Origin of the sequence: Collimonas humicola (assembly GCF_018304945.1) — a bacterium.
GTDB lineage: Bacteria > Pseudomonadota > Gammaproteobacteria > Burkholderiales > Burkholderiaceae_D > Collimonas > Collimonas humicola.
Genome location: NZ_JAGQEE010000004.1, coordinates 38,716 through 62,145, shown reverse-complemented (window position 1 = coordinate 62,145; position 23,430 = coordinate 38,716). Strand labels below are relative to the sequence as shown.

Sequence of the window (23,430 nt, the reverse complement as noted above, 5' to 3'; positions counted from 1 at the left end):
GAGATACGGCGAGGACACACGGCGATTCGAGACGCTGCCGGTCTTGTCTTGAACCGCCGGTTCCGGGGATGCTAGCGGCGGGCAGCGCGCCGCCCCAGCAAGATATGCAATACCAGCAGCAGCGGCAGCAGCAGGCCGGGGATCCAGTGGCCGGCCGACCAGAGCGGCCGGCTGGCTTCGCTGGCCAGGTAGTACAGGGCATAGCCGCTCAGCGTCAGCCAGGCCAGCAGCGTCGCCATGCTCCAGCCGGAATAACGGTTGCGGCGCGCGTGATGGGCGCGCCGGATATGGCTGTTCAGCAGGCTGCCGACGAAAAACAGGGTCGCCATGGCTGCGGCGCCATGCAGTTTCATGGCCCATGGCTCAAGCGGATGGACGGTTTCGCCGAACTCGCCGGCGCTGCGCAGGAAGTAGTGGGCCAGCAGCCACAGGATGCCGCTGGCGACCAGCAGGCTGCTGATGCCGTACAGGCTGAAGCGATGCCAGCGTTCCAGCCGGAAGCGCATGACGTGCGAGCGCAGGCCGGGGTGATGCAGGCTGTTTTTGGGATGTTTTAGTTGGCGCATCGCTCAGATTATAAAAGCAGTCGCGCCAAACCGCTGCAATAAAGGATGCAGCGGGTCGGCGCTGAGCAGCACCAGCTTGGTCAAGGCATCCGCGGTCATGCAGTCGGGCGCCTGCACCGTGGCGCTGCGGCTGTCGACCAGCGCATTGCCGCTGCCGGCGTCGACCAGCGCCGAGCGCATGCATCCATCCACAATCTTTTGCGAAAAATAGCTGCCCGAGGTAGCCAGCGCGCCGTCTTTCAGGTCGATGCGGGCGCCGCTACGGGTGGGCGAGCGCGGATCGCGGATCATGACCGGATAAGGGATTTTCCCCAGCACCCGCAAATCGCCGCCGGCATTGACGCAGGCCGAAGCAATATGCAGCGCGCGCAGGGTCTCGACCGCCAGGTCCACCGCATAACCCTTGGCGATGCCGCCGAGGTCGATCAGCAGCGGCGCCGTTTTGTGCACCATGCCTTGCTCGTCGATGTGCAAGCAGACGCCGTGGTGCGGAGCGGCTGCGGGGCTGGTTGGCGGCAGAAACCCCCATGCCACCAGCCTGGAGGCGCAAGCGATGTCGAACAGGCCGCCGCTTGCCGCCTGTATCGAGAGCGCCATCCGCAGTACGGTTGCGGTATGCGCATCGACAGCGATAGCGTCGCCGGGCGCCAGGCGATTGATGCAGGCCACGTCGCTGGCGGCATCGTGAAAGCTCATCAGGCGATGCACCGTGGCGATCGCCGCGAAAGCGGCGTTGAAAGCTTGCGCCGCTTCCGCTTCGCCCAGGCTGTCAGCCAGCGTCACCTCGACCAGGGTTCCCAGCCAGGGCTGCGCCCGCCGTCTCATTTTTTCAGCATCACCTGGGCGATTGCGGCGATGCGCCGTACGCCGTCGGTGACATGGGTGCAGGAGAGGGTGGCGCCGCTGATGCTGGCGATGCCGTCGCCTATGCTGAGGCCGCCGGCGCCGGCGCTCTTGCCGACGAACTGCTTGCGCCATGCCGGGCTCTTGATTTCAAAGCCGTGGCTTTCGCGGTAGGCGAGGATTTCAATCTGCTTGATGCTGGCGTCGGGATTGACCGCCACGGCATACGAGATCAGTTCAAATTTGCCGACCACGTCATCCAGGATCACGTAACCCAGCTGGGCATCGCCCTTGTAGGCGGCAAACACCCGCCAGCCGACCGAACGCACCGGCAGGCCGGAGAGTTTTTCAACCTGCTTGATCTGCTCGCCCGACAGCTGCAGGCTGGCGTCCTTGAAGCCGGAGGCATCCGGAAACATGGCTTGCTGCGCCTGCTCCACCGTCAAGTACTGGGTGGCGAAGGCGCTGGAGCTGGCGCCGGCGGCGACCGCCAGCGTGGCTATTTGGCTAGGTTTCATTATCTAAAATCAGAAAGCATAACCCAGACCGAGGTTGAAGCGGTCGCGCGCGGTGTCGACCTTGAATTTCTGGTAATCGGCCTTCAGCACCACGCCTTCGCCGACATTGAAGTTGAGGCCGGTAGTCCACACGCCTTCGTTCGGTCCGGTGGCGACTGCCAGGCCGGCCGGCATCGCTGCGTAGCCGTTGGCGGTATTGAAGCGTTCATAGCGCACGAACGGCGTCAGAGCGTAGTCGGAATTCTTCCACAGCTGGTAGGCGGCTTGCGTATACCAGCCGTAGAACGAAGACGGCACCGGCGTCGGCTGGCCGGCGAAGGTCTGGTTCAGGGCTTCGGTGTTGCTGATGGTGCCGCGTGCGTAGACCGCCGACAAATCCCACTTGCCGGGAGTATAGCGGGCATGCAGGTCCCACAAGGTCAGGCGTGCATCCTGGGCCGCGAAATCCGGTGTCTTTTGTCCGACTTTGCCGGTAAACACCGAACCGCCCAGCAGCAAGCCTGGCACGCCGCGCCAGTTCAAGGCGCCGAACACGCTCAGGTCGTGCGACTTGGCCATCTGGCCTTCCTGGTGGATGCTGCCCAGAGGCGAAGTACGGCCGTCGGCCGAGGAGGCGTCCCATTTGCTCAGGTCGAAGCCGGTGGTCAGGCCGGTGTCCCAGCTCAAGCCGTTGTCCAGCGTCTGCGACAAGCCAAGCCCGGCTTCGCGCCAGGTCGATGGAATGATCGCGGTTTCGACAAAGTTGCGATAGACGCCGTAATAAGCGGTCGGTTCGTGGTTGGTGTTGAGCAGGCCGGCCGGGATCAGGAACAAGCCGCCCTTGGCGCGCAAGCCGTTGTTGAATTCGCGCTCGACATACAGCTGCTCGACCTCAGTCTCGCCCTTGTCGCTGGCGGAAGTGACGGCGTGCTCCCATTCGAATTCAGCCACCATCTTGGTCTTTTCGTCGAAACGATGGGTGATGCCGATCACGGCGCGGGCAACGTCGGTCTGGGCGTTGCTGCTGTCATGACGCGGGCGGGTGTAATTGACCTCGCCGTAGCTCGACAGCACGGTATTCGGTCCCAGCATGGCCGCCGGCGAAGCTGCTGCCGTCGAGACCGGCGTAGCGGCGGCTGGGGCCGCGGCAACCGCGACCGCTGCCGGTGCAGCCGGTGCAGCTGCCAGCGCGTCCTGGCGCTGTTCAACCGTGTCGGTTTTCTTCTTGGTGGCGGCCAGTTCAGCCTTGAGCTGCTCGACTTCAGCAGCCAGCTTGTCGAGCCGCTTCAGCAATTCCGCTTCGCTGGCGGACGCCGCCAGCGGGCTTGCCATCAAGGCCAATGCAATGGCTTGCGCCAGGATGTTTTTTTTCATGATATGGATTTCCCCTTAAGTTTTATTGTGCTTTGTAGCCGTCGGTCAGCGTGCCGAGAAATTGCACGACGTCGTCGACTTCGCTGTCGGACAATGCCGGCGGCATGTTCGGTTGCCGGTTATACGGTACTTCGGTGATATTCACGTTCTTGCGGTACTGCTCGGGCAGGTCGTTGAATTTCTGGACTGCGCCACTGGCGTCGGCCGGATACCACAGCTCCGGATTGGTATCGCGCTTGACGTAAAAACTGACCGCTTCGCGCAAGGTCTTGAAATAGCCGTTATGGAAAAACACCTTGCGGGTGGCGACATTGCGCAGGGTCGGCACCTTGAACTTGCCGCACAGCTCGCTGCGGTTGCTCAGGTCGGTGCGGTCCGGTCCGCACAGGCCGAGGTCGTAGTAAGCAGGATCGGCGGTGGCGGCAATCGCCGGATTGCGCGGCACGCCCAGGTTGTCGAAGGTGAAATCGGTAAACAGCGGCGACGAGCCGTCGCTGCCCTTGGCGCTCAGGTGGCAGGCGACGCAGTTGCCCTTGGTTGGATTATTGAACAGCGCCAGTCCGCGCAACTCAGCTGCCGCCAGCGGCACTTTGCCGGCCAGGAACTGATCGTATTTGGAATCGTAAGGATGAAACGCCGTATCTTCCTTCTGGTATTGCTGCAAGGCCAGCTGGATACGGTTGAAGGCATCGTCGCTGCTGTCCAGGATGGCCGCGCCGAATACCTGGCGGAATTCCTCGACATACGCCGCCTGTTTTAATTTGGCGATCACATCGGCCTTCCCGCCATTGGCCATTTCATGCGGCGCCAGGAAGGGACGCTGCGATTGCTCGGCCAGCGTGTTGACGCGGCCGTCGCGATTGAAACCGCCGGTCGGGGTGCCATCGCTGGCAAAGAAGAATGCCGGAGTCAGGTTCAGGTAGCGCAGGGACGGCACGGCGCGAAAGCCGGGCACATCGAGATTGGCGCCGCCCAGTTGCACTGCCAGGTCATTGCTCTGTGCGTGCGCATTGTCGGGATTGTGGCAAGTGGCGCAAGACTGCTTGCCGGAGGCCGACAGGCTCTGGTCGCTGAATATTTTCTTGCCGAGGCTGGCGACCTGGCTGAGCCCGCCGTCCGGCGCCGGTGTAATCGGCGTGCTGGCGTTGTTTCCGTTGTCGCTGCCGCCACCGCCGCCGCATGCGGCCAGCAGGCAAGCCATTGCAAATGCCAGCGGCAAGCCGACTTTTCTGCGGACGCGGATCCGCGCCGCGAATTTGTTTTGTGACATCTAATTTGTTTTTTTAGTTGGATTGAACACGCATGACGCCAGCAGGAATGTGATTCCGGCCTCGCCTCCCCGAGTGCTTCATTGTTATATTTTTAAGCGCAACATTGTGAAATGTCAGGATACGAATGGTATTGAGAATGATTGCAATTAGCAATTACTATCAGTTCTGAACGGCAATTTCCGAGGAATTTGTCTTTTTCTTCCAACAGCTCACCGGCTGGCGGCATAAGGGTTGTTGAAACGCTTAGTTGAAAATTGCGGGAGCGGAACGAGACGCTGATCCGGGCAGGCCGATGTTTACCGGATTGAGCTTGATACGCGGACGAGTTGTGGAATTTCCTCGTCAAATCAACAGGATAAGGGCGGTTCCGGCGGCAGGGAGCGGGCCAGGAAAGGACATGTCGGCTATAATGCCTTCATCCTTTTATCTGAGCGCTTCATACGGGATTTGTCCCATTGGCCTTGCGCTCGGATGTCGAACGCTGGTGTTGTGACCGAATTCCCTTAAGGGCAAATCTGAGCCTGCCAGCGTTGCCTATTGCTAATTGAAATGCTATCAAACACCGCTGAAATCCCTGTGAATGCTGAGAAGTCGGCCAGCTACAAGGGGAGAAAAATATCTGTCGCCCCGATGATGGACTGGACTGACCGCCATTGCCGCGTATTCCACCGTCAAATCACCCGCCACACCTGGCTGTACACCGAAATGGTGACCACCGGCGCGCTGTTGCACGGCGACGTCCCGCGGCACCTGGATTTCGACCAGGTCGAGCATCCGGTCGCACTGCAGCTGGGCGGCAGCGAGCCGGCCGACCTGGCAAAAAGCGCCAAGCTGGGCGAGCAGTGGGGCTACGACGAGATCAACCTGAATTGCGGCTGTCCTTCGGAGCGCGTGCAAAAGGGGGCTTTTGGCGCCTGTCTGATGGCGGAATCGACGCTGGTGGCCGATTGCGTCAAGGCCATGCGCGACGCGGTTGCTATCGACGTCACCGTCAAGCACCGGATCGGCATCGACCAGACCGAATCCTATGAATTCGTGCGCGATTTCGTCGGCACCGTAGCGCAAGCCGGTTGCCAGACGTTCATCGTGCATGCGCGCAACGCGATCCTGAAGGGGCTCAGCCCCAAGGAGAACCGTGAAATCCCGCCTTTGAAATATGAATACGCCTACCGGCTGGCGCAGGATTTCCCTGAGCTGGAAATCATCATCAACGGCGCCATCAAGACCACCGCCGAGATCGATTTCCACCTGCAGCATGTCGATGGCGTGATGCTGGGGCGCGAGGCTTATCACAATCCCTACCTGATGGCGGATTTCGACGCCCGCTACTACGGTGCGGCCGACGCGCAGCCGAAGACGCGCGCCGAGGTGATCGAGGCGATGCTGCCGTATATCCGCAGCCAGCTGGCCTTGCACGGGCGCGACGGCCACGGCTTGCGCCTGAACAGCATCACCCGCCACATGCTGGGGCTGATGGCGGGCATGCCTGGCGCCAAGTCGTTCCGGCAGGCGCTGTCGGATTCGAAACGGCTGGCCCTGGGTGATCCTATGCTGCTGGCGGAGGCATTGGCAAACATGCAACCAATGGCGGCCTGAGCAGGCCTGTCTGGCAGCTGCACGGGGTTTTAGCGTGAAACTGCCGAAAGTAGTGTCCGTAAAACATTTTCAGTCTGCTAAATCCTTTAAAATAGCTACCTCTGGCTTACGCTTGGATAGCCAAGGGCGGCGGCGCTGCCGCTGCCGCTGCCGCAATTCTACTTAAAGTATTAACCTAAACATAATTCATGGCCCGCGCACTGCTCACAAGGCTTCCGTGCGGCTGTCTTCAAGGCGAAACATGTCAATTGCAACTACAGAGGAAATCATTGCTGAACTCCGTGCCGGCCGCATGGTGATTCTGGTGGATGAAGAAGATCGTGAAAACGAGGGCGACCTGGTGCTGGCCGCCGATTTCGTCACGCCGGATGCGATCAACTTCATGGTGCGCCATGCGCGCGGCCTGGTCTGCCTGACCCTGACCGAAGAGCGTTGCGACCAGCTCAACCTGAGCATGATGACCAGCCGTAACGGCACCGCCTACGGCACCAATTTCACGGTATCGATCGAAGCCGCCGAAGGCGTCACTACCGGCATCTCCGCCGCCGACCGCGCGCGCACCATCCAGGTTGCCGTGGCGGCCGACGCCAAGGCTGGCGATATCGTGCAGCCGGGCCATATCTTCCCGATCAAGGCGCGCAAGGGCGGGGTGCTGATGCGCGCCGGCCACACCGAAGCCGGTTGCGACCTGACCGAGATGGCGGGCCTGACGCCGGCCGCGGTGATTTGCGAAATCCTGAAGGAAGACGGCAGCATGGCGCGTTTGCCTGACTTGCTGGAGTTTTCCAAGGAACACGGCTTGAAGGTCGGCACCATCGCCGACCTGATCCACTACCGCGGCCAGCACGAAAGCATCGTCGAACGGCTGGCCGAGCGCACCACGCATACTGCGCAAGGCACCTTCAAGACCATCGCCTACCGCGACACGCCTAGCGGCGGCGCCCATCTGGCGCTGCTGCACGGCACGCCGTCGCCGGACGTGGAAACGCTGGTGCGGGTGCACCAGCCGGTCTCCATCCTCGACTTGCTGGAAACCGAGGCCACCAATCATTCCTGGAACATGGCCTCGGCCCTGGCGGCGATCGCGGCTTCGCCGTGCGGCGTGGTGGTGCTGCTCAACTGCGAAGAATCGGCCGACCAGATCTTCGCCAAGTTTGCCGCGCTGGAAGCTGCCTGCAGCGGCGTCAAGCCGCCACCGCCGCGGGTCGATCTGCGCACCTACGGCATCGGCGCCCAGATCCTGAAAGACCTTGGCGTCGGCAAGATGAAATTGCTGGCCAGTCCGCGCAAGATGCCGTCGATGACCGGCTATGACCTGGAAATCACCGGCTATCAAAACAAGCCGAATGCCTGATCGGGCAGGCGGCAAGCATTAGCAGTTTTTAGCAGTGCCCTCGCAACAGCAGCAAATGGCAGCACCCGGGAGCAACCGGCGGCAGCAATGTGTAGCAAGGCATTTTTGTAATCAATTTGAATGAAAAAAGCGCCTGGTGCGCATAAGAGGAAAGCCATGACAGTCGGAGTTTACGAAACCAACCTGGACGGTGCAGATCTGCGCATCGGCATCGTGCAAGCGCGCTTCAACGAGGATGTCTGCCACGGCCTGCTGGCGGCCTGCCTGGCGGAACTGAAGCATCTGGGCGTGGCGGATGAGGATGTCTTGCACGTTACCGTGCCGGGCGCCCTGGAAATTCCGCTGGCGCTGCAGAAGATGGCCGAAACCATGCAGTTCGACGCGCTGATCGCCATCGGCGCCGTGATTCGCGGCGAGACTTACCATTTCGAGCTGGTGTCCAACGAATCCGGCGCCGGCATCACGCGCGTCGGCCTCGATGCCGGCATCCCGATCGCCAACGCCGTGCTGACTACAGAGAATGACGAGCAGGCGGAAGCGCGGATGGAAGAGAAGGGCACCGACGCCGCCCGGGTCGCGGTGGAAATGGCCAATCTGTCGATCGCGCTGGAAGAACTGGCTGAAGCCACCGGCGAAGAATAAGATGGCCGCGCGGGTGTGGCGGCGTTGACGCGCCTGCCCGCGATGTGATTTCAAGTACGTTCAGATGATCTGCAAGCTCGCGGCCAAGCCGGCCGCCGGCGAGAGATGGAATGCAGATAAACAAGTAGCAACCCAAGCTGGAAAAATTATGACCACCACTAAAACTTTGCACGCCAATCCGAGCAAGAGCCGCACGCCGCGTCACCGCGCGCGCGAATTCGCGTTGCAGGGCCTGTATCAATGGCTGTTGAACAACGAAGACGTGACTGCCATCAGCGAGCATATCCGCCAGGCGCACGGCTTCGACAAGGCCGATGCCGAGCATTTCAATTCGCTGCTGTACGGCGCGATCAAGGATGTCGTTACCCTGCGCGCCGGCCTGGCGCCGCTGATCGACCGCAAGATCACCGAACTGTCGCCGGTGGAGCATGCCGCCTTGCTGATCGGCGCTTTCGAGTTGCAGAACCACGTCGAGATTCCTTACCGCGTCGTCATCAACGAAGCAGTCGAACTGACCAAGTCCTTCGGCGGCATCGACGGCCACAAGTATGTGAACGGCGTGCTGGATAAATTCGCCGCCAAAGCGCGCGTGGACGAAATCAGCGCCGGCAAGAAATCCTGAGCTGTCTTTGTAGGCGGGGCCGCTTTGCGTCATGCATGACGCCAGATGCAGGTCCTTGATGTTTCAGGCGGGACCAGCCGACGGTAACGGGGCGCGGTTCGCCAACCGGAAAATCTGTTCATGACATTCTCGCATCTGGCTTCACGCCTCGATAACATCGCACCATTCCATGTGATGGAACTGGCAAAAATGGCGGCAGCGCTGGAACAGCAGGGCCGCCATATCATCCACATGGGCATCGGCGAACCGGATTTCACTGCCGCGCCGCTGGTGATCGAGGCCGCGGCCAAGGCCATGGCCGACGGCAAGATGCAATACACCTCGGCCACCGGCTTGCCGGCGCTGCGCGAGGCGATTTCCGGCTACTATCGGCAAGTCTATGGCCTGGATATCGCCGCCGCGCGCATCGTCGTCACCGCCGGCGCCTCGGCCGCGCTGCTGCTGGCTTGCGCGGCTCTGGTGGAGAAGGGCAGCGAAGTGCTGATGCCTGATCCATCCTATCCCTGCAACCGCCACTTCGTCGCCGCCTTCGACGGCCGCGCGAAGATGATACCCAGCGGTCCTGCCGAACGCTTCCAGCTCTCCGACCAGATGGTGCGCGAGCACTGGGGCGAGGCCACGCGCGGCGTGCTGCTGGCTTCGCCCTCGAATCCGACCGGCACCTCGATCCTGCACGGCGAACTGGGCAAGATCATCGCCACCGTGCGCGCCAAGGGCGGTTTCTCCATCGTCGACGAAATCTATCAGGGTCTGAGCTACGACGAAGCGCCGTTCTCCGCGCTGTCGCTGGGCGACGACATCATCGTCATCAACAGTTTCTCCAAATATTTCAACATGACCGGCTGGCGTCTCGGCTGGCTGGTGCTGCCGCCGCAACTGGTGGCGCCGATCGAAAAGCTGGCGCAGAACCTGTTCATCTGCCCCTCCTCGATTGCGCAGCATGCGGCGCTGGCCTGCTTTGAGAAGGGCTCGCTGGACCTGTATGAAGCACGCAAGGATGAATTCAAGCGCCGCCGCGACTACCTGGTGCCGGCCCTGGTCGAACTGGGCTTCAAAGTGCCGGTGGTGCCGGACGGCGCCTTCTACGTGTATGCCGATTGCAGCGCGCTGCTCAAGGACGGCGGCGACGCCGACCGGCTGGTCAAGGATATCCTGAACCAGGTTGGCGTCAGCATGGTGTCGGGCCTGGATTTTGGCGCGCACACCGCGCAACGCTATATCCGCCTGTCCTATGCAACTTCGATGGAAAACCTGCAGGAAGCGGTGCGCCGGCTGGGCCAGTACATCAGCCAGAATCAACTACGGAATTGAGACATTGTCCGCTGCCGGCATCTCGGCAGTATTGAAAAAGGAGCCCTCATGCACTTCGTTTTTCCGCCCAAACCGGCAGCTGCGGTACCCGTAGCCGGTAGCGATCAATTGTTCCCTGTGCACAGAATCTACTGCGTTGGCCGCAACTATGCCGAGCATGCCAAGGAGATGGGCAGCAGCGGCCGTGAAGCGCCGTTTTTCTTCATGAAGCCGGCCGATGCGGTATTGCCGGTAGCACAGGGCAGCATCGGCGAAATGCCGTATCCGCCGATGACGCAAGACCTGCATCACGAAATCGAACTGGTGGTGGCGCTGTCCACCGGCGGCAAGAACATCCCGGCGGTGGAGGCCGTCAAGCACATATGGGGTTATGCGGTCGGACTCGACATGACGCGCCGCGATCTGCAAGGCGAAGCCAAGAAACTGGGGCGGCCGTGGAGCACCGGCAAGGGCTTCGACTATTCGGCGCCGATTTCCGCGATCCAGCCTGCCGGCGCCAGCGGCCTGATCGGACAGGGCGATATCCGCCTGAACGTGAACGGCGTTTTGCGCCAGCAAGGCGATATCAGCCAGATGATCTGGAACATCGCTGAAACCATCGAGCAGTTGTCCGACTACTTTGAACTGCAGGCCGGCGACCTGATTTTTACCGGCACGCCGGCAGGGGTGGCGGCGGTAATCAAGGGCGATCTGCTGGAAGGATCGGTAGCAGGCGTCGGCGAGTTGCGCGTGCGCCTGGTCTAGGTACATATCAATGAAACTGTATAGTTATTTCCGCAGTTCCGCCGCTTATCGCGTGCGGATTGCCCTGAACCTGAAGGGCCTGTCTTACGACATCGTGCCGGTGCATCTGCTCAAGCACGGCGGCGAGCAGCTGAGCCAGATGTACCGCACCCTGAACAGCGACGGCCTGGTGCCGACCCTGGTCGAGGAAGAGGCCGCGGGCGGCCAGGCTGTGCTGACGCAATCGCTGGCGATCCTGGAGTACCTGGAAGAAGTCCAGCCGGCGCCGGCCTTGTTGCCGGCGGCGGCGCTGGACCGTGCTTTTGTGCGCAGCATCGCGCTCGCTATCGCCTGCGACATCCATCCCATCAACAATCTGCGCGTGCTGCGTTACCTGGTGCACGAGCTGAAGGTCGATGAGAATGCCAAGAACGCCTGGTACCGCCACTGGTGCGAGAGCGGGCTGGCGGCACTGGAAACCACGCTGGCGCGCGATGGCCGGGCCGGCAAGTTCTGTTACGGCGATACGCCGACTTTCGCCGACTGCTGCCTGGTGCCGCAGATATTCAATGCGCAGCGCCTCAAATGCAATCTGGAGGCGATGCCGACATTGATGCGGATTTACCAGAATTGCCAGGAGCTGGATGCCTTCGTCCGGGCGGCGCCGCAAAACCAGCCGGACGCCGAAGCCTGAGGACCGGGCCACGCCATGAAAAAAGCCAGGATTCGCGAGAGTCCTGGCTTTTTTTTTCAGGCTGCGGCCCGGATTGGTTCCGCCGGATGAAAACTCTCGGCGCGCGCGATCGGCCAGTATTTTGCAAATACCGGATAGCGGTAATTCTGGTTCAGCAAATCGCCCGGCTGCAGGTAAGACAGCAGGTCGGACATCAGCTTCACTTCATGGTCGGAGGTGCGCCGCACGATGTGATGCGCGCGCAAGGCGGAAGCGTGCGGCAAGCCCGCAGCTTGCACCAGTTCCTGCAGCGCATGCAGGGTGCTCTCATGGAAGCGGTGCACGCGTTCGGCCTTGTCGGGCACCACCAGCGCCTTCTGGCGGCCGACATCCTGGGTCGCCACACCGGTCGGGCAGCGGTCGGTATGGCAGCTTTGCGACTGGATGCAGCCCAGCGAAAACATGAAGCCGCGCGCCGAATTGCACCAGTCGGCGCCGATCGCCAGCGTGCGCGCCAAGTCGAAGGCGGTGATCACCTTGCCGCTGGCGCCGATCTTGATACGGTCGCGCAGGCCGGCGCCGACCAGGGCGTTATGCACCAGCAGCAAGCCTTCCTGCAAGGGCATGCCGACGTGATCGACGAATTCCAGCGGCGCCGCGCCGGTGCCGCCTTCCGAGCCGTCCACCACGATGAAGTCAGGCAGGATGCCAGTCTGCAGCATGGCTTTGACGATGCCGAAAAATTCCCAGGGGTGGCCGACGCACAGCTTGAAACCAACCGGTTTGTCGCCCGACAGGGTGCGCAATTTCTGGATGAATTCCAGCAGGCCGATAGGATTCGAAAACGAGGAATGCGTGGCCGGCGAAATGCAGTCCACGCCCATCGGCACGCCGCGCGTCGCCGAAATTTCCGGCGTGATCTTGGCCGCCGGCAGTACGCCGCCATGGCCTGGCTTGGCGCCCTGCGACAGTTTTACCGTGATCATCTTCACCTGCGGCGAGGTCGCCTGCGCCACGAATTTCTCTTCGTTGAAACTGCCGTCGCCGTTGCGGCAGCCAAAGTAGCCGGAAGCAATCTGCCACAGCAGGTCGCCGCCGAATTCGCGATGATAGGGCGAGATCGAACCTTCGCCGGTGTCATGCGCAAAGCCGCCTTTTTTAGCGCCGTGATTAAGGGCGCGGATGGCGTTGGCGGACAAGGCGCCGAAGCTCATCGCCGAAACATTGAACACCGACATCGAATACGGCTGCGCCCGCTCGGCGCCCACCGTAACGCGGAAATCGTGGCTGGCGATGATGGTCGGCGACAGCGAGTGGCCGACCCATTCATAGCCGCGCATCTTGACATCGAGCTCGGTGCCGAACGGCCGGCTGTCTACCTCGCCCTTGGCGCGCTGGTAGACCAGGCTGCGCTCCTTGCGCGTGAACGGCGCGCCGTCGTTGTCGCTCTCGAAAAAATACTGCCGCATTTCAGGGCGGATCATTTCAAACAGAAAACGGAAATGCCCCATCAATGGATAGTTGCGCAGGATAGCGTGGCTGCGCTGGTTCATGTCCCAGATGCCAAGCGCGCTCAGCAGCGCCGGCGCCACCGCCCACCACCAGGAAATTTTTCCAAGCGCGGCGCCGGCGGCGAGCGCCGCCGTCAGCAACAGCACTATCCAGAAACTTAGGTAACGACTGACTTTCATGATTTCTTCCTTTTATCGCTGGTGATTGCGGCTGCGAGACGATTCGCCTGAGGGAGCAGTGCTTCGGCAGTGGCAAGCTGATAATTTTACACACTCGTGGCTCGCTTTGTGCCGGCAAACCTTCCGTTTGTCCTACATGTCTATCCGTTGCCGTCCTATAGGCCATCTGGCCGGGCTTGGTTAGTATGGATACAAGTTGCCGCGTACACGGCCGATAGAGCCAAGTGCGATGCGCTGGCGCTTTGCGCCGCTGCAGCTTTGCATGGCTGGAAAGAGTTGATTTTTACGAATTTGTTTACATTGATGCCGGGCAGCCGCACACTAAACATCAGGCAATGCCTTCCGCTTTGTCCCGGGCCTGCTGCTTGCAAGCGCCAGGCTGCGACAATGCCGGATAACTTAACTGATTGCGACGGTTGAACAGATGATAAAAATCCTGGTGGTTGATGATCATGCTGTGGTGCGCGCCGGCGTCCAGTTCTTCGTCGCTGACATTCCGGAGTACGAGATCGCAGGCGAAGCTGCCAATGCGCAGGAGGCGATACAGCTGGTCCGTGCCAATGACTATGACATCGTGCTGCTGGATATCGCGATGCCGGACAAGAGCGGGGTGGAGGTGCTCAAGCAGATCAAGCGCGAGAAGCCGAAGCTGCCGGTGCTGATGCTCAGCATGCACCCGGAAAGCCGCTATGCGGTGCAGGTGCTGCGCAGCGGAGCCGACGGCTATGTGCAGAAGGAGGCGCTGGCGACCGAGCTGGTAAAGGCAATCGGTACGATATTGCAGGGCCATAAATACATCAGCTATGGCGTCGCCGAATTGCTGACGGCGGACCCGGCAAGCAATGAGAACACGCCCTTGCACGAAACCCTGTCGGAGCGCGAGTATGAGATTTTTTACAAACTGAGCCAGGGCGAAGGCGTGACCAAGATCGCAGAGGAGTTGTGCCTGAGCGTAAAAACCATCAGTACCTATCGCACCCGCGTCCTGCAGAAAATGAGCATGACCAGCAATGCCGATATTATTTATTATGCAATCAAGAATAATTTGATTGACTAGACGTTTACTTTATTCAAAGGACAGCAAGCCGCACTGCAATCATCTGCATGATGCCGTACCGAGGGACTTGCCGGTCCCTGGCATCCGGTCCTGGCGCAATGCATGAAACAAACTCACCTGTCGTCAGCCAATATGGACCATACAACAGCTTCCAATACCATCAGATCGGGCGTCGCGCCGCTGCGGATTTTTCTTGTGGAAGATTCGGTCGACGTGCGCGATCTGATGATTGAAACCTTGAGCGAAATTCCGGGCGTGGTATTCGCCGGATTTTCCGAGGAGGAAGACGATGCTTTGCAAAAAATCGATGCCGACTCTTTCGATGTGCTGATCCTGGATATCGAGCTGAAGCAGGGCAATGGCATGAGCCTGCTGCGCACGCTGTCAAAATCGGCGAAGCCGCTCAATTCGCTGAAGATCATTTTCAGCAATAACGTCAGCAACGCCTTCAGGCGTGCGGGAGAACAATACGGGGTGCGGTTTTTCTTCGACAAGAGTTCTGAGTTTACCAAGCTGCGTAATTTGCTGGCAGCCTTGGGAACCGGTTTGCCGGATCATTGATTGTTCTGCCGTCGTTCCGGATATCATCGGTAATATCGGCCCGCTCGGCTTGAGCGGGCTTTTCATGTTTCTGAAGCCGCGGATTCATCCCGCTGCCGCGCGGGTCCCTGATGCCGGCATGCACATGCAGCGACGTTCCTGGAGGCGATTTGGATAATATAAAGAGCGAAGCAAGCACAGGCGGCAATCCGCATTATCAGGATTTGCTGAAGACGCGCGCGCTGGACAGCCTGGCCTCGACCAAAACCTATGTCTGGCGCACCACCGCGGCCGCGCTGGCAGTGAGCGTGCTGGTGCTGGCGGTGTCGGCGCTGGTGCTGGCCGCCTCCCTGTATCAGATCACGCTGCCGTTTTCCAAATCGCAGCTGACGGCCATGAGCGCCAACACCGCGGCTGGATTCTTGCTGGCGACCGTCAGCCTGATCGTGCAATGCCTGGTGGTGGGGCCGCGGCGGCTGATCATGCTTTTTGGCCAGTTGCTGGCGCTCTTGCTGCTGGTGCTGGCCGGCGCCGCCCTGCTGCAAAACTTTACGGGCGGCGCCGGCTGGCTCGACACCGTGCTTGACCAGCTGACGCCGCCGGCGAGGGCGTGGCTTGCCAGCGGCTTGCATCCGATGGTCGCCATCGGCTTCATTTTTGCGGGAAGCGCGCTGCTGCTGCTCGATTTCCGTCTCGGCAAAGAACAGTACGTCGCCGAATACCTGGCCATCTCCCTGCTGTTCCTCAGCGCCATTCCACTGCTCGGTTACCTGTACAACGTGTCGGCCATGACCCAGATGGTGTATGCAACCAGCATCCCGCTGCTGTCGGCGCTGGCGTTCCTGCTGTTCGGCCTGGCGCTCATGATGTCGCGTCCGCGCCATCGCCTGATGGCGATCATCACCCGCCATGCTCCGGGCGGCCAGATGCTGCGCCGTTCCTTGCCGCAGATGCTGATCCTGCTGGTCGGCCTGCACTGGCTGGCGGACTGGGGCACGCGCCAGGGCTTGTACGACCGCAGTTCGCTGCCGCCCTTGCTGACGCTGGTCGACGGTGTGCTGGTGCTGTTCATTTTCTGGCGCGCCGGCGGCAAGGTCGACCTTGAATACGGCGCGCGCCTGCAGAGCGCGGCAGAGCTGGCCGAAGCCACCGCGCTGCTGATTGCGGTCAGTGACAACACCAACGATCCGATCTTCGTCAAAGACCGCCTGGGGCGCCTGATCTTTGCCAATCCGGCCTGCCTGCGCCGGCTGGGGTTGAGCTGGGAGCAGGCGAAATACCGGCGCAGCCGCGAGATCCTGCCCTTGGCCGAAGATGCCGACAAGGTAGACCAGGACGATCTCCGCATCATGAATGGCGGCGTCTCGGAAACGCTGGCGCAAACCATGCAGCTGCCGGATGGGGTCGTGACCTTCCAGACCACCATATCGCCCTGGTTCGGCCAGCAGGGGCAAGTCATGGGCGTGGTCGGCATTGCCACCGACATCAGCGAGCGCAAGCGCGCCGAAGATTCCCTCAAGCAGCGCGAGCTGGAGCTGGAGCGCACCATCGCCCAGCGCACCGCCTTGCTGCGCGAACTGGCCAACCATATGGAAACCATCCGCGAAGAAGAGAAACGGGCGATTGCGCGCGAGCTGCACGACAATATGGGGGCCTCGCTGACGGCGCTCAGCATGCACCTGGAAGGCGTCTACAAGATCCTGCCGCAGGATGCCCACTGGCAGAGCCGCCAGGGCCAGATGCAGACTTTGCTGAGTTCGCTGGTGGCGACCACGCGGCGCATCCAGACCGAGTTGCGGCCGAATATGCTTGAGCTGTTCGGCTTGAAGGCGGCGATCGCCGAACAGCTGGAAGACTTTGGCGCGCGTACCGAAATCCTCTGTAAATCCAGCTTGCCGGACGAAGACATCACGATCGACCACCGCATCGAAATCGCGGTGTATCGCATGCTCCAGGAGATCTTGAACAACGTGTCCAAGCATGCGCATGCCAGCCAGGTGGAGGTGATTCTGGATATCGATGAAGACCGGCTGGCGCTGACGGTGCGCGACAACGGCGTCGGCATGTCGCAGGAGCGTTTTGAAAACACCAGCACCCACGGTTTGCGCGGCTTGAATGAAAGAGCGACCTACCTTGGCGGCAGGGTGCGTTTTTCTTCTGGAAAGGACAAAGGCACCGCGGTGGTGATCGAGCTGCCCATTTCGGTGCAAGTGCAAAACAGCGGCGAACAGGCTGATACCTGACAAGGCAGTTTGCCGCCGCCGGGCTACGGATCAGGGCAAGCGTGTCTCAGGTCGGGCAGAGATCGGTCGCCACCAGGACGCTGCACGGCACCTTTTCAACCAGCATGGTGTCCACCGAACCGCGCCACCAGCGCGTCGCCAGCGGTTTCTTGCGCGAGTGGCCGACGATCACCAGGTCGATGCCCAGTTTGTTCACCAGGTCACTGATAACATTGACAGGTTCGCCGCTTTCAAAGTGGTCGATCGGCTTGAGGCCGGCGTCGGTGAGGAGTTTGTGGCCTTTGATCAGCTCTTGTTCGAGCAGGGTTTTTTCCGCCCTGATTGCGGATTCGGCGACAAATTCGCCCGCCATCAGATAGGTTGCGAGATTGATGACGCCGAGCAGATGGACCTCAACCCCGGGGCCGGGCGCCAGCTGGATACAGGAATATAAAGCCGAGCGGCTTTCGGGCGTGCCATTGTAGGCGACTAGAATTTTCCGGTACATATGCCCTCCTGAAAATTGTGTTTTTAATGTTATCTGTCTTCATCATAGCGCAGACTTGAGCCGTGAACCAGAAGCCATTGCGCTGATTTCAAAGTGAATTTACCTGGGCGGTTTTGCGTTCCGGATGCGGATTTTGGAGTGGGGTCCGGTTTCCGGTTTTGGCCGGCGGCGTTTTTTGAATACTGCAAATTGGCCTGGCGTGATCAATACAGCGCGAAAATACGTCACTATTGCGCGTTGCGCCATTATAAAAGTAGACTTACTGCGTACTTTGCTGCCGCGCGGATCGAAGAATGTCGAAGCGCTATTGATTAATGAATAGGTGAAGGAAGATGGATGTCGGATGAAATCGTGATTGTAGGCGGTGGCGCGGGTGGGCTGGAGCTGGCTTGCAAGCTTGGCCGCAAACTGGGAAGCGGTCACGTGACCCTGGTTGACCGGGCGCTGTACCACATCTGGAAACCGTCTCTGCACGAAGTCGCAGCGGGCACCCGCGATATCCATCAGGAAGGCCTGTCTTACCAGATGTTGGCACACGACAATAAGTTTCGCTTCGTATACGGCAACATGACGGCTCTCGACAGCGCCGGCAGCAGCATCACCGTGGACGCCGTCACCGAAGTGCCGGCCGCCGACGAATCGGCCACCGAACTGCTGCCGCCGCGCCAGATCGCATTCAGCAAGCTGGTGATCGCGGTCGGCAGCGTCTCCAATTACTTCGGCATCCCGGGCGCCGAGCAAAACACCATTTCGCTGAATTCGACCGAAGACGCCGAACAATTCCGGGTGCGCCTGCTGAAAATGCTGGCGCTGGCGGATTTGAAGAAAGAAAAAGATCCGGATGCCGGCGTCGATATCGTGATCGTCGGCGGCGGCGCCACCGGGGTCGAGCTGGCGGCGGAATTGCGCGATGCCAGCAGCGTCTATACCGACTACGATTTTCCGCATCTGAACCCGAACCGCGACGTCCGCATCACCATCCTGGAAGGCGCGCCGCGCTTGCTGGCGCCGCTTACCGAACGCGTTTCCAAGGCCGCCAGCAAGCTGCTGCAGGAGCGCGAGGTGCGGGTGGTGACGGATTGCCGCGTCGCCAGCATCGCCGAGAATTTTGTCACCGACGCCAACGGCAATAACTACGCTTCCGACCTGTGCGTCTGGTCGGCCGGCATCAAGGCGCCGGATTTCCTCAAGGGATTGGGGCTGCCGGCGATCAAGTCCGGCCAGCTGGAAGTGGATGGCTTTCTCAAGGTGGCCGGTTCCGCCAATATCTATGCGCTGGGCGATTGCGCAGCCTGCGTCGGCAGCGACGGCAAGATGGTGCCGCCGCGAGCGCAGGCGGCGCATCAGCAGGCCGACTACCTGGTCGAGATGTTCGTGCGCGCCAGCAAAGGCCAGGCGGCATCGGATGCGCCTTACGTCTACAAGGACCATGGCTCGCTGGTGTCGTTCGGCAGGAATACATCGGTCGGCACGCTGATGGGGTCGCTCACCAAGCTGGGCTGGTTCGTCGACGGCTTTTTCGCGCGCATGATGTACACCAGCCTGCACCTGATGCATTTGAACGCTTTGCTGGGGCCGGTGCGCACCGGCGTCACGGCGGCCGCCAGCGGCTTGATGAAACACGCCAAGCCGTCGGTCAAGCTGCATTGATTGTCAGGGCAGGGGACAGTCGTTGGTTGTGACGCCAGGTGTAACCGTGTTGTTCAAATGTAAAAGTATGTATCGTTTGCAGGCATTTGACGGCGGCTCGGCTATAGTCCAACTTAACAACCGTGCCCTCGCAGTTGGCGAGGCAGCGGTTTTTTGATGGTGTTATTAGGGCCGTATGTCCCTTGAAGGATGCAATCATGCTGCACAAAAAATGGATCTGTATCGCTCTGCTGGCTAGCTCCGCCGCCGCAGTGTCTAGCTCGGCCATGGCTTACGATGACGGCGCCAATACCGCGATCGGCGCAGTTGCCGGCGCAGTGATCGGCGGCGCTGTCGGCGGCCGCAACGGCGCGATTGTCGGCGGCGTGCTAGGCGCCGCGGTGGGCGCGACTTCCGGCGGCTATCGCCAGGGCGGCTACTATGAGCGCGACGGCTATTACGATCGTCCGGCAACTTACTATCAGCCTGCTCCGGTGTATTACCGTCCGGCCCCGGTCTACTATCGTCCTGCGCCGGTGTACTATCAGCCGGCCCCGGTCTACTACCGCCCGGCGCCGGTCTACGTCGAGCAACGCCGCGACGACTATTACTACCAGCAGCCGTATCAAGGCGGCTACTACGAGCGCTGATCGCCGCTAAGCCAGAAACAGGTTATCTCCCCGCGACGCCGGTCCAGATGTGAATCTGGACCGGCGTTTTGCATGGTCCGGCAAGATTCTCCGCTATCAGGCCGTTGCGCCAGGCTCTATAGTGAAAGATGACGACAAGCCCGTCGCCGCCCGAGAAGGAGACGCCATGTCCAAAACCAGATTGCCTGCCGCTGCCGCCAAGCCTGTCACAGACAAGAAGAAGCAAACCGTCAATCCGGCGGATCGCTGGACCGGCCACGCCCTGGATGGCAGCCAGCAGATGGATATCGTGGAAGAACAGATGTATGCGAATGAGCCGGGGCCGACCAAAGACCAGCCTCTGGTACCGCCGCAGCCCCCCAAATAGAGCACAGACGACATGTCATTCAATGTTGTAGCATGTTAATAAACTTGCTAGCTTATAATCGGACCTGGTGTCCTGACTCAGTACGCCGGATACCTTCCCGAAAAATGCAGCAGCATAAAAAACAGGAAAACCATGTCGATTCATTTGCAGGGACCGGCGGCAACGCGCGCTGTGCGACGGTTGCGTTCCGGCTTGCTGCTTGTGCTTGCCGGCGCCATGTTCGGCGCCGCGGCGCAGGCGGCTGAAGTCGATTCCGCGGCGGTTCCGGATACCATCAAGCAGCGCCTCACCGCCTGTACCGCCTGCCACGGCGAACAGGGACGCGCCACCAACAACGGCTACTACCCGCGTATCGCCGGCAAGCCGGCCGGCTATCTCTACAACCAGCTGCACAATTTCCGCGAAGGGCGGCGCCAGTATCCGATGATGACTTATCTGGTCGATCATCTGTCGGACGCCTACCTGCAGGAAATCGCCGCCTATTTTGCCGACCAGCACCCGCCTTATCCGCCGCCCCAGCCTTACGATCCGTCCGAGGCCACCCGCGCGCGCGGCGAAATGCTGGTCAACAAGGGCGACGCCGGCAAGCAGATTCCGGCCTGCATCGCCTGCCATGGCAGCGCCATGACCGGCGTGCTGCCGGCCACTCCGGGTTTGCTCGGCTTGCCGCGCGATTACCTGGTCAGCCAGATCGGCGCCTGGAAAAACGGCGCGCGCCATGCGGTGGCGCCGGATTGCATGGCGCAGCTTGCGCAGCGCCTGAGCGCTGAAGATATCGGCGCGGTGGCATCCTGGCTGGCGGCGCAGCCGGTGCCGGCCGGCGCCGCCGCGGTTGCTCCCGGCTCCGCCAAACTGCCGCTGGCTTGCGGCAGCGTCCCTGTCCCGAATTGAGCGGAGCGAACATGAAACGATTACTGATGTGGCTGGCGGGCGCAGCATTGCTGCTGATCGCCGCCGTGGTTGCCGTGCTGGCGCTGCTGAATGCGGATGACGACAGCGGCGCGGCAAGGCAGCCGGCGACCGCCGCGGCGGATCCTGCCGCGCAGATTGTCAAGGGCGCCTACCTGGTGCGCAGCGGCGACTGCATTGCTTGCCATACCGCGCGCGGCGGCAAGGAACTGGTCGGCGGGCGAGCCATACAGACGCCGTTCGGCGCCATCTACTCGCCCAATCTGACGCCGGACAAGGACACCGGCATCGGCAGCTGGAGCGCCGACGATTTCTGGCGCGCGCTGCATAACGGCAAATCGAAGGATGGCAGCCTGCTGTATCCAGCCTTCCCCTACACCAATTACACCAAGGTCACGCGCGAGGATTCTGACGCCATGTTCGCCTATCTGCGCAGCGTGGCGCCGGTGGCGCAAAAGAACCTGGCGCCCGCATTGCGTTTTCCCTATGACAACCGGATCCTGCTGTACGGCTGGCGCGCGCTGTATTTCCGGCCTGGCGCGTATCCGGAAGAGAAGGGCCAGTCGGCAGAATGGAATCGCGGCGCCTACCTGGTGCAGGGCCTGGGCCACTGCAGCGCCTGCCACACCACGCGCAACGCGCTCGGCGGCAGCGACCTCAAGGCAGAACTGGGCGGCGGCTTTATCCCGGTGGTGAACTGGTATGCGCCATCGCTGACATCGGATGATGAAATCGGCCTGGGCGACTGGGATATCGAACACATCGCCGGCTTGCTGAAAAACGGCGTCTCGCCGCGCGGCACGGTGCTGGGGCCGATGGCGGAAGTCGTGGGCGCCAGCCTGCAGCACCTGAGCGACGCCGACGTCAAGGCCATGGCGGTCTACCTGAAATCCTTGCCGCGCCAGAAGGAAGCGGAGCCAGCCAAGGAACGCGCCAGCGCGGATGAAGTGGCGCGGGTGCTGGAACTGGGAGGGAAGATCTACAAGAACCATTGCGCCGATTGCCACCTGGCTTCCGGCAAAGGCACGTGGCCGGCGTATCCGCCGCAGGCCGGCAATCATGCCATCACCATGGCCTCGCCGGTGAATGCGATCCGGGTGGTGCTGAACGGCGGCTTCTCGCCGAGCACCGCGGCCAATCCGCGTCCCTATGGCATGCCGCCTTACGGTCCGGCCCTCAGCGACGCTGAAGTGGCGGCGGTGGTTTCCTACATCCGCAACAACTGGGGCAACAAGGCGCCGATAGTCAATTCGGCCGAGGTCAACCGTTATCGGGCCATTCCTTTGGATTGAAACGATTCCGGGTCAAAGACCAGCGCGTCGGCTACACGGTGAATCAGGTAGTCAGCATGATCTTGCCGATATGCGAGCTGCTTTCCATCAGCGCATGGGCTTGCGCCGCCTGTTCCAGCGGGAAGGTCTGGAAGATCACCGGCTTGATTTTCCTGGACGCCAGCAGCGGCCAGACGCGCTCGCGCAACTGCGCCGCGATGGCGGCCTTGAAAGCGATCGGCCGCGGCCGCAGGGTGGAACCGGTGATGGTCAGGCGACGCATCAGCACCTGGCGGAAATCGATGCTGGCGCTGCTGCCGCCCAGAGTAGCGATGAACACCAGGCGGCCGTCGTCGGCCAGGCAGCTGATTTCGCGCGGCACATAGTCGCCGGCCACCATGTCGAGGATCACGTTGACGCCCTTGCCGTCAGTCGCCGCCTTGATCACGGCGGCGAAGTCTTCGGTACGGTAATTGATCCCGCGTTCGGCGCCTAGCGCTTCGCAGGCGCGGCATTTTTCATCCGAGCCGGCGGTCGCAAACACCCGGTGGCCTAGCGCAGTGGCGATCTGGATCGCCGCGGCGCCGATGCCGGAACTGCCGCCTTGCACCAGCAGGGTTTCGCCAGGGCTGAGGCGGGCGCGGTCGAACACATTGCTCCACACCGTGAAAAAGGTTTCCGGCAGCGAGGCCGCTTCCACCGCGCTCCAGCCCTGCGGCAGCGGCAGGCATTGCGCCGCCGGCGCGCTGCAGTATTCGGCATAGCCGCCGCCCTGCACCAGAGCGCACACCAGGTCGCCCTTTTTGAAGGAAGTGCCGCTGAAATCGCCATCGATGATTTCGCCGGCGATTTCCAGGCCCGGCAAATCGGAAGCGCCCGGCGGCGGCGAATAATTGCCGGTGCGCTGGAATACGTCCGGCCGGTTGATGCCGGCGGCCTGCACCTTGATCAGTACTTCGCCGGCCTTGAACGACGGCGCAGGGCGTTCGCAGATTTGCAAAACCTCCGGGCCGCCGGGTTGGGTAATTTCGATAGCGCGCATGGCATGGTCTCGTGGGGAAAACGGTCATTGTATGACAAACACGATTTTCTCTTTTGCGAGCGGCAGTGATAG

Annotated in this window: 23 protein-coding genes; 15 read left to right on the top strand and 8 right to left on the bottom strand. The window is 61.3% G+C overall.

Going from position 1 to position 23,430, the window contains the following annotated elements:
* Window positions 1–71: 71 nt before the first annotated feature.
* The 5 genes from KHU30_RS14310 to KHU30_RS14290 are packed head-to-tail and all read right to left on the bottom strand — an operon-like array spanning window position 72 to window position 4,550.
* On the bottom strand, window positions 72–566 hold the full coding sequence (locus tag KHU30_RS14310; protein ID WP_230427394.1) for a DUF4405 domain-containing protein: 495 nt from the start codon (window positions 564–566) through the stop codon (window positions 72–74).
* A gap of 3 nt (window positions 567–569) precedes the next feature.
* Entirely contained in the window at window positions 570–1,391 is an 822-nt protein-coding gene (locus KHU30_RS14305) for an FAD:protein FMN transferase (RefSeq protein ID WP_211443312.1), read from the bottom strand.
* Complete coding sequence (locus KHU30_RS14300; protein WP_211443311.1) at window positions 1,388–1,927, bottom strand: FMN-binding protein; 540 nt, start codon at window positions 1,925–1,927, stop codon at window positions 1,388–1,390. Before KHU30_RS14300 ends, KHU30_RS14305 begins: the two co-directional genes overlap by 4 nt.
* A gap of 9 nt (window positions 1,928–1,936) precedes the next feature.
* Window positions 1,937–3,280 carry a phosphonate C-P lyase system protein PhnG gene (locus tag KHU30_RS14295; protein ID WP_211443310.1) on the bottom strand — a complete coding sequence of 448 codons (1,344 nt, stop codon included), beginning with the start codon at window positions 3,278–3,280 and terminating at the stop codon, window positions 1,937–1,939.
* A 22-nt stretch (window positions 3,281–3,302) separates the two neighbouring features.
* Entirely contained in the window at window positions 3,303–4,550 is a 1,248-nt protein-coding gene (locus tag KHU30_RS14290; RefSeq protein ID WP_211443309.1) for a cytochrome-c peroxidase, read from the bottom strand.
* Window positions 4,551–5,100: 550 nt separating this feature from the next.
* On the opposite strand from KHU30_RS14290, the gene dusA reads away from it, so the two are divergent.
* The 7 genes from dusA (at window position 5,101) to maiA (ending at window position 11,493) form a co-directional block, all read left to right on the top strand.
* A complete protein-coding gene (gene dusA, locus KHU30_RS14285) occupies window positions 5,101–6,147 on the top strand; it encodes a tRNA dihydrouridine(20/20a) synthase DusA (RefSeq protein ID WP_211443308.1) in 1,047 nt (348 codons plus the stop codon).
* A gap of 241 nt (window positions 6,148–6,388) precedes the next feature.
* Window positions 6,389–7,501 (top strand): bifunctional 3,4-dihydroxy-2-butanone-4-phosphate synthase/GTP cyclohydrolase II, encoded by a 1,113-nt coding sequence (gene ribBA, locus KHU30_RS14280; protein ID WP_211443307.1) that lies wholly within the window; start codon window positions 6,389–6,391, stop codon window positions 7,499–7,501.
* A 156-nt stretch (window positions 7,502–7,657) separates the two neighbouring features.
* Window positions 7,658–8,143 carry a 6,7-dimethyl-8-ribityllumazine synthase gene (gene ribH, locus KHU30_RS14275; protein WP_211443306.1) on the top strand — a complete coding sequence of 162 codons (486 nt, stop codon included), beginning with the start codon at window positions 7,658–7,660 and terminating at the stop codon, window positions 8,141–8,143.
* A gap of 148 nt (window positions 8,144–8,291) precedes the next feature.
* A complete protein-coding gene (nusB, locus tag KHU30_RS14270) occupies window positions 8,292–8,765 on the top strand; it encodes a transcription antitermination factor NusB (RefSeq protein WP_098493760.1) in 474 nt (157 codons plus the stop codon).
* A 120-nt stretch (window positions 8,766–8,885) separates the two neighbouring features.
* The gene (locus KHU30_RS14265) at window positions 8,886–10,076 is read left to right on the top strand and encodes a pyridoxal phosphate-dependent aminotransferase (RefSeq protein WP_211443305.1); all 1,191 of its coding nucleotides are present in this window, start codon (window positions 8,886–8,888) and stop codon (window positions 10,074–10,076) included.
* A 48-nt stretch (window positions 10,077–10,124) separates the two neighbouring features.
* Window positions 10,125–10,820 (top strand): fumarylacetoacetate hydrolase family protein, encoded by a 696-nt coding sequence (locus KHU30_RS14260; RefSeq protein WP_211443304.1) that lies wholly within the window; start codon window positions 10,125–10,127, stop codon window positions 10,818–10,820.
* A 10-nt stretch (window positions 10,821–10,830) separates the two neighbouring features.
* Window positions 10,831–11,493 (top strand): maleylacetoacetate isomerase, encoded by a 663-nt coding sequence (gene maiA / locus KHU30_RS14255; protein WP_211443303.1) that lies wholly within the window; start codon window positions 10,831–10,833, stop codon window positions 11,491–11,493.
* Between the two features lie 56 nt (window positions 11,494–11,549).
* On the opposite strand, the gene KHU30_RS14250 is transcribed toward maiA, so the two are convergent.
* Window positions 11,550–13,163 (bottom strand): FMN-binding glutamate synthase family protein, encoded by a 1,614-nt coding sequence (locus KHU30_RS14250; RefSeq protein WP_211443302.1) that lies wholly within the window; start codon window positions 13,161–13,163, stop codon window positions 11,550–11,552.
* A 424-nt stretch (window positions 13,164–13,587) separates the two neighbouring features.
* Here KHU30_RS14250 and KHU30_RS14245 point away from each other — a divergent pair, with 424 nt between their 5' ends.
* From KHU30_RS14245 to KHU30_RS14235, 3 genes are all read left to right on the top strand, one after another.
* Entirely contained in the window at window positions 13,588–14,220 is a 633-nt protein-coding gene (locus KHU30_RS14245) for a response regulator (RefSeq protein ID WP_211443301.1), read from the top strand.
* Between the two features lie 102 nt (window positions 14,221–14,322).
* Window positions 14,323–14,781, top strand: a complete 459-nt coding sequence (locus tag KHU30_RS14240) for a response regulator (RefSeq protein ID WP_230427393.1) — start codon at window positions 14,323–14,325, stop codon at window positions 14,779–14,781.
* Window positions 14,782–14,930: 149 nt separating this feature from the next.
* Window positions 14,931–17,003 (top strand): PAS domain-containing sensor histidine kinase, encoded by a 2,073-nt coding sequence (locus KHU30_RS14235; RefSeq protein WP_230427392.1) that lies wholly within the window; start codon window positions 14,931–14,933, stop codon window positions 17,001–17,003.
* 46 nt (window positions 17,004–17,049) lie between these two features.
* On the opposite strand, the gene KHU30_RS14230 is transcribed toward KHU30_RS14235, so the two are convergent.
* Window positions 17,050–17,490 (bottom strand): universal stress protein, encoded by a 441-nt coding sequence (locus KHU30_RS14230; protein WP_211443299.1) that lies wholly within the window; start codon window positions 17,488–17,490, stop codon window positions 17,050–17,052.
* A gap of 336 nt (window positions 17,491–17,826) precedes the next feature.
* Between KHU30_RS14230 and KHU30_RS14225 the strand changes: the two genes are divergently transcribed.
* From KHU30_RS14225 to KHU30_RS14205, 5 genes are all read left to right on the top strand, one after another.
* Window positions 17,827–19,140 carry an NAD(P)/FAD-dependent oxidoreductase gene (locus tag KHU30_RS14225; protein WP_211443298.1) on the top strand — a complete coding sequence of 438 codons (1,314 nt, stop codon included), beginning with the start codon at window positions 17,827–17,829 and terminating at the stop codon, window positions 19,138–19,140.
* A 197-nt stretch (window positions 19,141–19,337) separates the two neighbouring features.
* Complete coding sequence (locus tag KHU30_RS14220) at window positions 19,338–19,769, top strand: glycine zipper 2TM domain-containing protein (RefSeq protein WP_211443297.1); 432 nt, start codon at window positions 19,338–19,340, stop codon at window positions 19,767–19,769.
* A gap of 166 nt (window positions 19,770–19,935) precedes the next feature.
* Window positions 19,936–20,136, top strand: coding sequence for a hypothetical protein (locus KHU30_RS14215; RefSeq protein WP_211443296.1), 201 nt, complete (start codon window positions 19,936–19,938; stop codon window positions 20,134–20,136).
* A 132-nt stretch (window positions 20,137–20,268) separates the two neighbouring features.
* Window positions 20,269–21,027: a c-type cytochrome gene (locus KHU30_RS14210; protein WP_211443295.1), complete on the top strand. Its 759-nt coding sequence runs from the start codon at window positions 20,269–20,271 to the stop codon at window positions 21,025–21,027.
* An 11-nt stretch (window positions 21,028–21,038) separates the two neighbouring features.
* Window positions 21,039–22,337, top strand: a complete 1,299-nt coding sequence (locus tag KHU30_RS14205) for a c-type cytochrome (RefSeq protein ID WP_211443294.1) — start codon at window positions 21,039–21,041, stop codon at window positions 22,335–22,337.
* 43 nt (window positions 22,338–22,380) lie between these two features.
* Here the strand turns inward: KHU30_RS14205 and KHU30_RS14200 are convergent, their stop codons facing one another.
* Window positions 22,381–23,358, bottom strand: coding sequence for an NAD(P)H-quinone oxidoreductase (locus tag KHU30_RS14200; RefSeq protein ID WP_211443293.1), 978 nt, complete (start codon window positions 23,356–23,358; stop codon window positions 22,381–22,383).
* Window positions 23,359–23,430: the final 72 nt, after the last annotated feature.

Bases quoted from the DNA above. Each gene is read 5' to 3' on its own strand.
- KHU30_RS14310 (WP_230427394.1), bottom strand. From the start codon at position 566: ATGCGCCAACTAAAACATCCCAAAAACAGCCTGCATCACCCCGGCCTG.
- KHU30_RS14305 (WP_211443312.1), bottom strand. From the start codon at position 1,391: ATGAGACGGCGGGCGCAGCCCTGGCTGGGAACCCTGGTCGAGGTGACG.
- KHU30_RS14300 (WP_211443311.1), bottom strand. From the start codon at position 1,927: ATGAAACCTAGCCAAATAGCCACGCTGGCGGTCGCCGCCGGCGCCAGC.
- KHU30_RS14295 (WP_211443310.1), bottom strand. From the start codon at position 3,280: ATGAAAAAAAACATCCTGGCGCAAGCCATTGCATTGGCCTTGATGGCA.
- KHU30_RS14290 (WP_211443309.1), bottom strand. From the start codon at position 4,550: ATGTCACAAAACAAATTCGCGGCGCGGATCCGCGTCCGCAGAAAAGTC.
- dusA (WP_211443308.1), top strand. From the start codon at position 5,101: ATGCTATCAAACACCGCTGAAATCCCTGTGAATGCTGAGAAGTCGGCC.
- ribBA (WP_211443307.1), top strand. From the start codon at position 6,389: ATGTCAATTGCAACTACAGAGGAAATCATTGCTGAACTCCGTGCCGGC.
- ribH (WP_211443306.1), top strand. From the start codon at position 7,658: ATGACAGTCGGAGTTTACGAAACCAACCTGGACGGTGCAGATCTGCGC.
- nusB (WP_098493760.1), top strand. From the start codon at position 8,292: ATGACCACCACTAAAACTTTGCACGCCAATCCGAGCAAGAGCCGCACG.
- KHU30_RS14265 (WP_211443305.1), top strand. From the start codon at position 8,886: ATGACATTCTCGCATCTGGCTTCACGCCTCGATAACATCGCACCATTC.
- KHU30_RS14260 (WP_211443304.1), top strand. From the start codon at position 10,125: ATGCACTTCGTTTTTCCGCCCAAACCGGCAGCTGCGGTACCCGTAGCC.
- maiA (WP_211443303.1), top strand. From the start codon at position 10,831: ATGAAACTGTATAGTTATTTCCGCAGTTCCGCCGCTTATCGCGTGCGG.
- KHU30_RS14250 (WP_211443302.1), bottom strand. From the start codon at position 13,163: ATGAAAGTCAGTCGTTACCTAAGTTTCTGGATAGTGCTGTTGCTGACG.
- KHU30_RS14245 (WP_211443301.1), top strand. From the start codon at position 13,588: ATGATAAAAATCCTGGTGGTTGATGATCATGCTGTGGTGCGCGCCGGC.
- KHU30_RS14240 (WP_230427393.1), top strand. From the start codon at position 14,323: ATGAAACAAACTCACCTGTCGTCAGCCAATATGGACCATACAACAGCT.
- KHU30_RS14230 (WP_211443299.1), bottom strand. From the start codon at position 17,490: ATGTACCGGAAAATTCTAGTCGCCTACAATGGCACGCCCGAAAGCCGC.
- KHU30_RS14225 (WP_211443298.1), top strand. From the start codon at position 17,827: ATGTCGGATGAAATCGTGATTGTAGGCGGTGGCGCGGGTGGGCTGGAG.
- KHU30_RS14220 (WP_211443297.1), top strand. From the start codon at position 19,338: ATGCTGCACAAAAAATGGATCTGTATCGCTCTGCTGGCTAGCTCCGCC.
- KHU30_RS14215 (WP_211443296.1), top strand. From the start codon at position 19,936: ATGTCCAAAACCAGATTGCCTGCCGCTGCCGCCAAGCCTGTCACAGAC.
- KHU30_RS14210 (WP_211443295.1), top strand. From the start codon at position 20,269: ATGTCGATTCATTTGCAGGGACCGGCGGCAACGCGCGCTGTGCGACGG.
- KHU30_RS14205 (WP_211443294.1), top strand. From the start codon at position 21,039: ATGAAACGATTACTGATGTGGCTGGCGGGCGCAGCATTGCTGCTGATC.
- KHU30_RS14200 (WP_211443293.1), bottom strand. From the start codon at position 23,358: ATGCGCGCTATCGAAATTACCCAACCCGGCGGCCCGGAGGTTTTGCAA.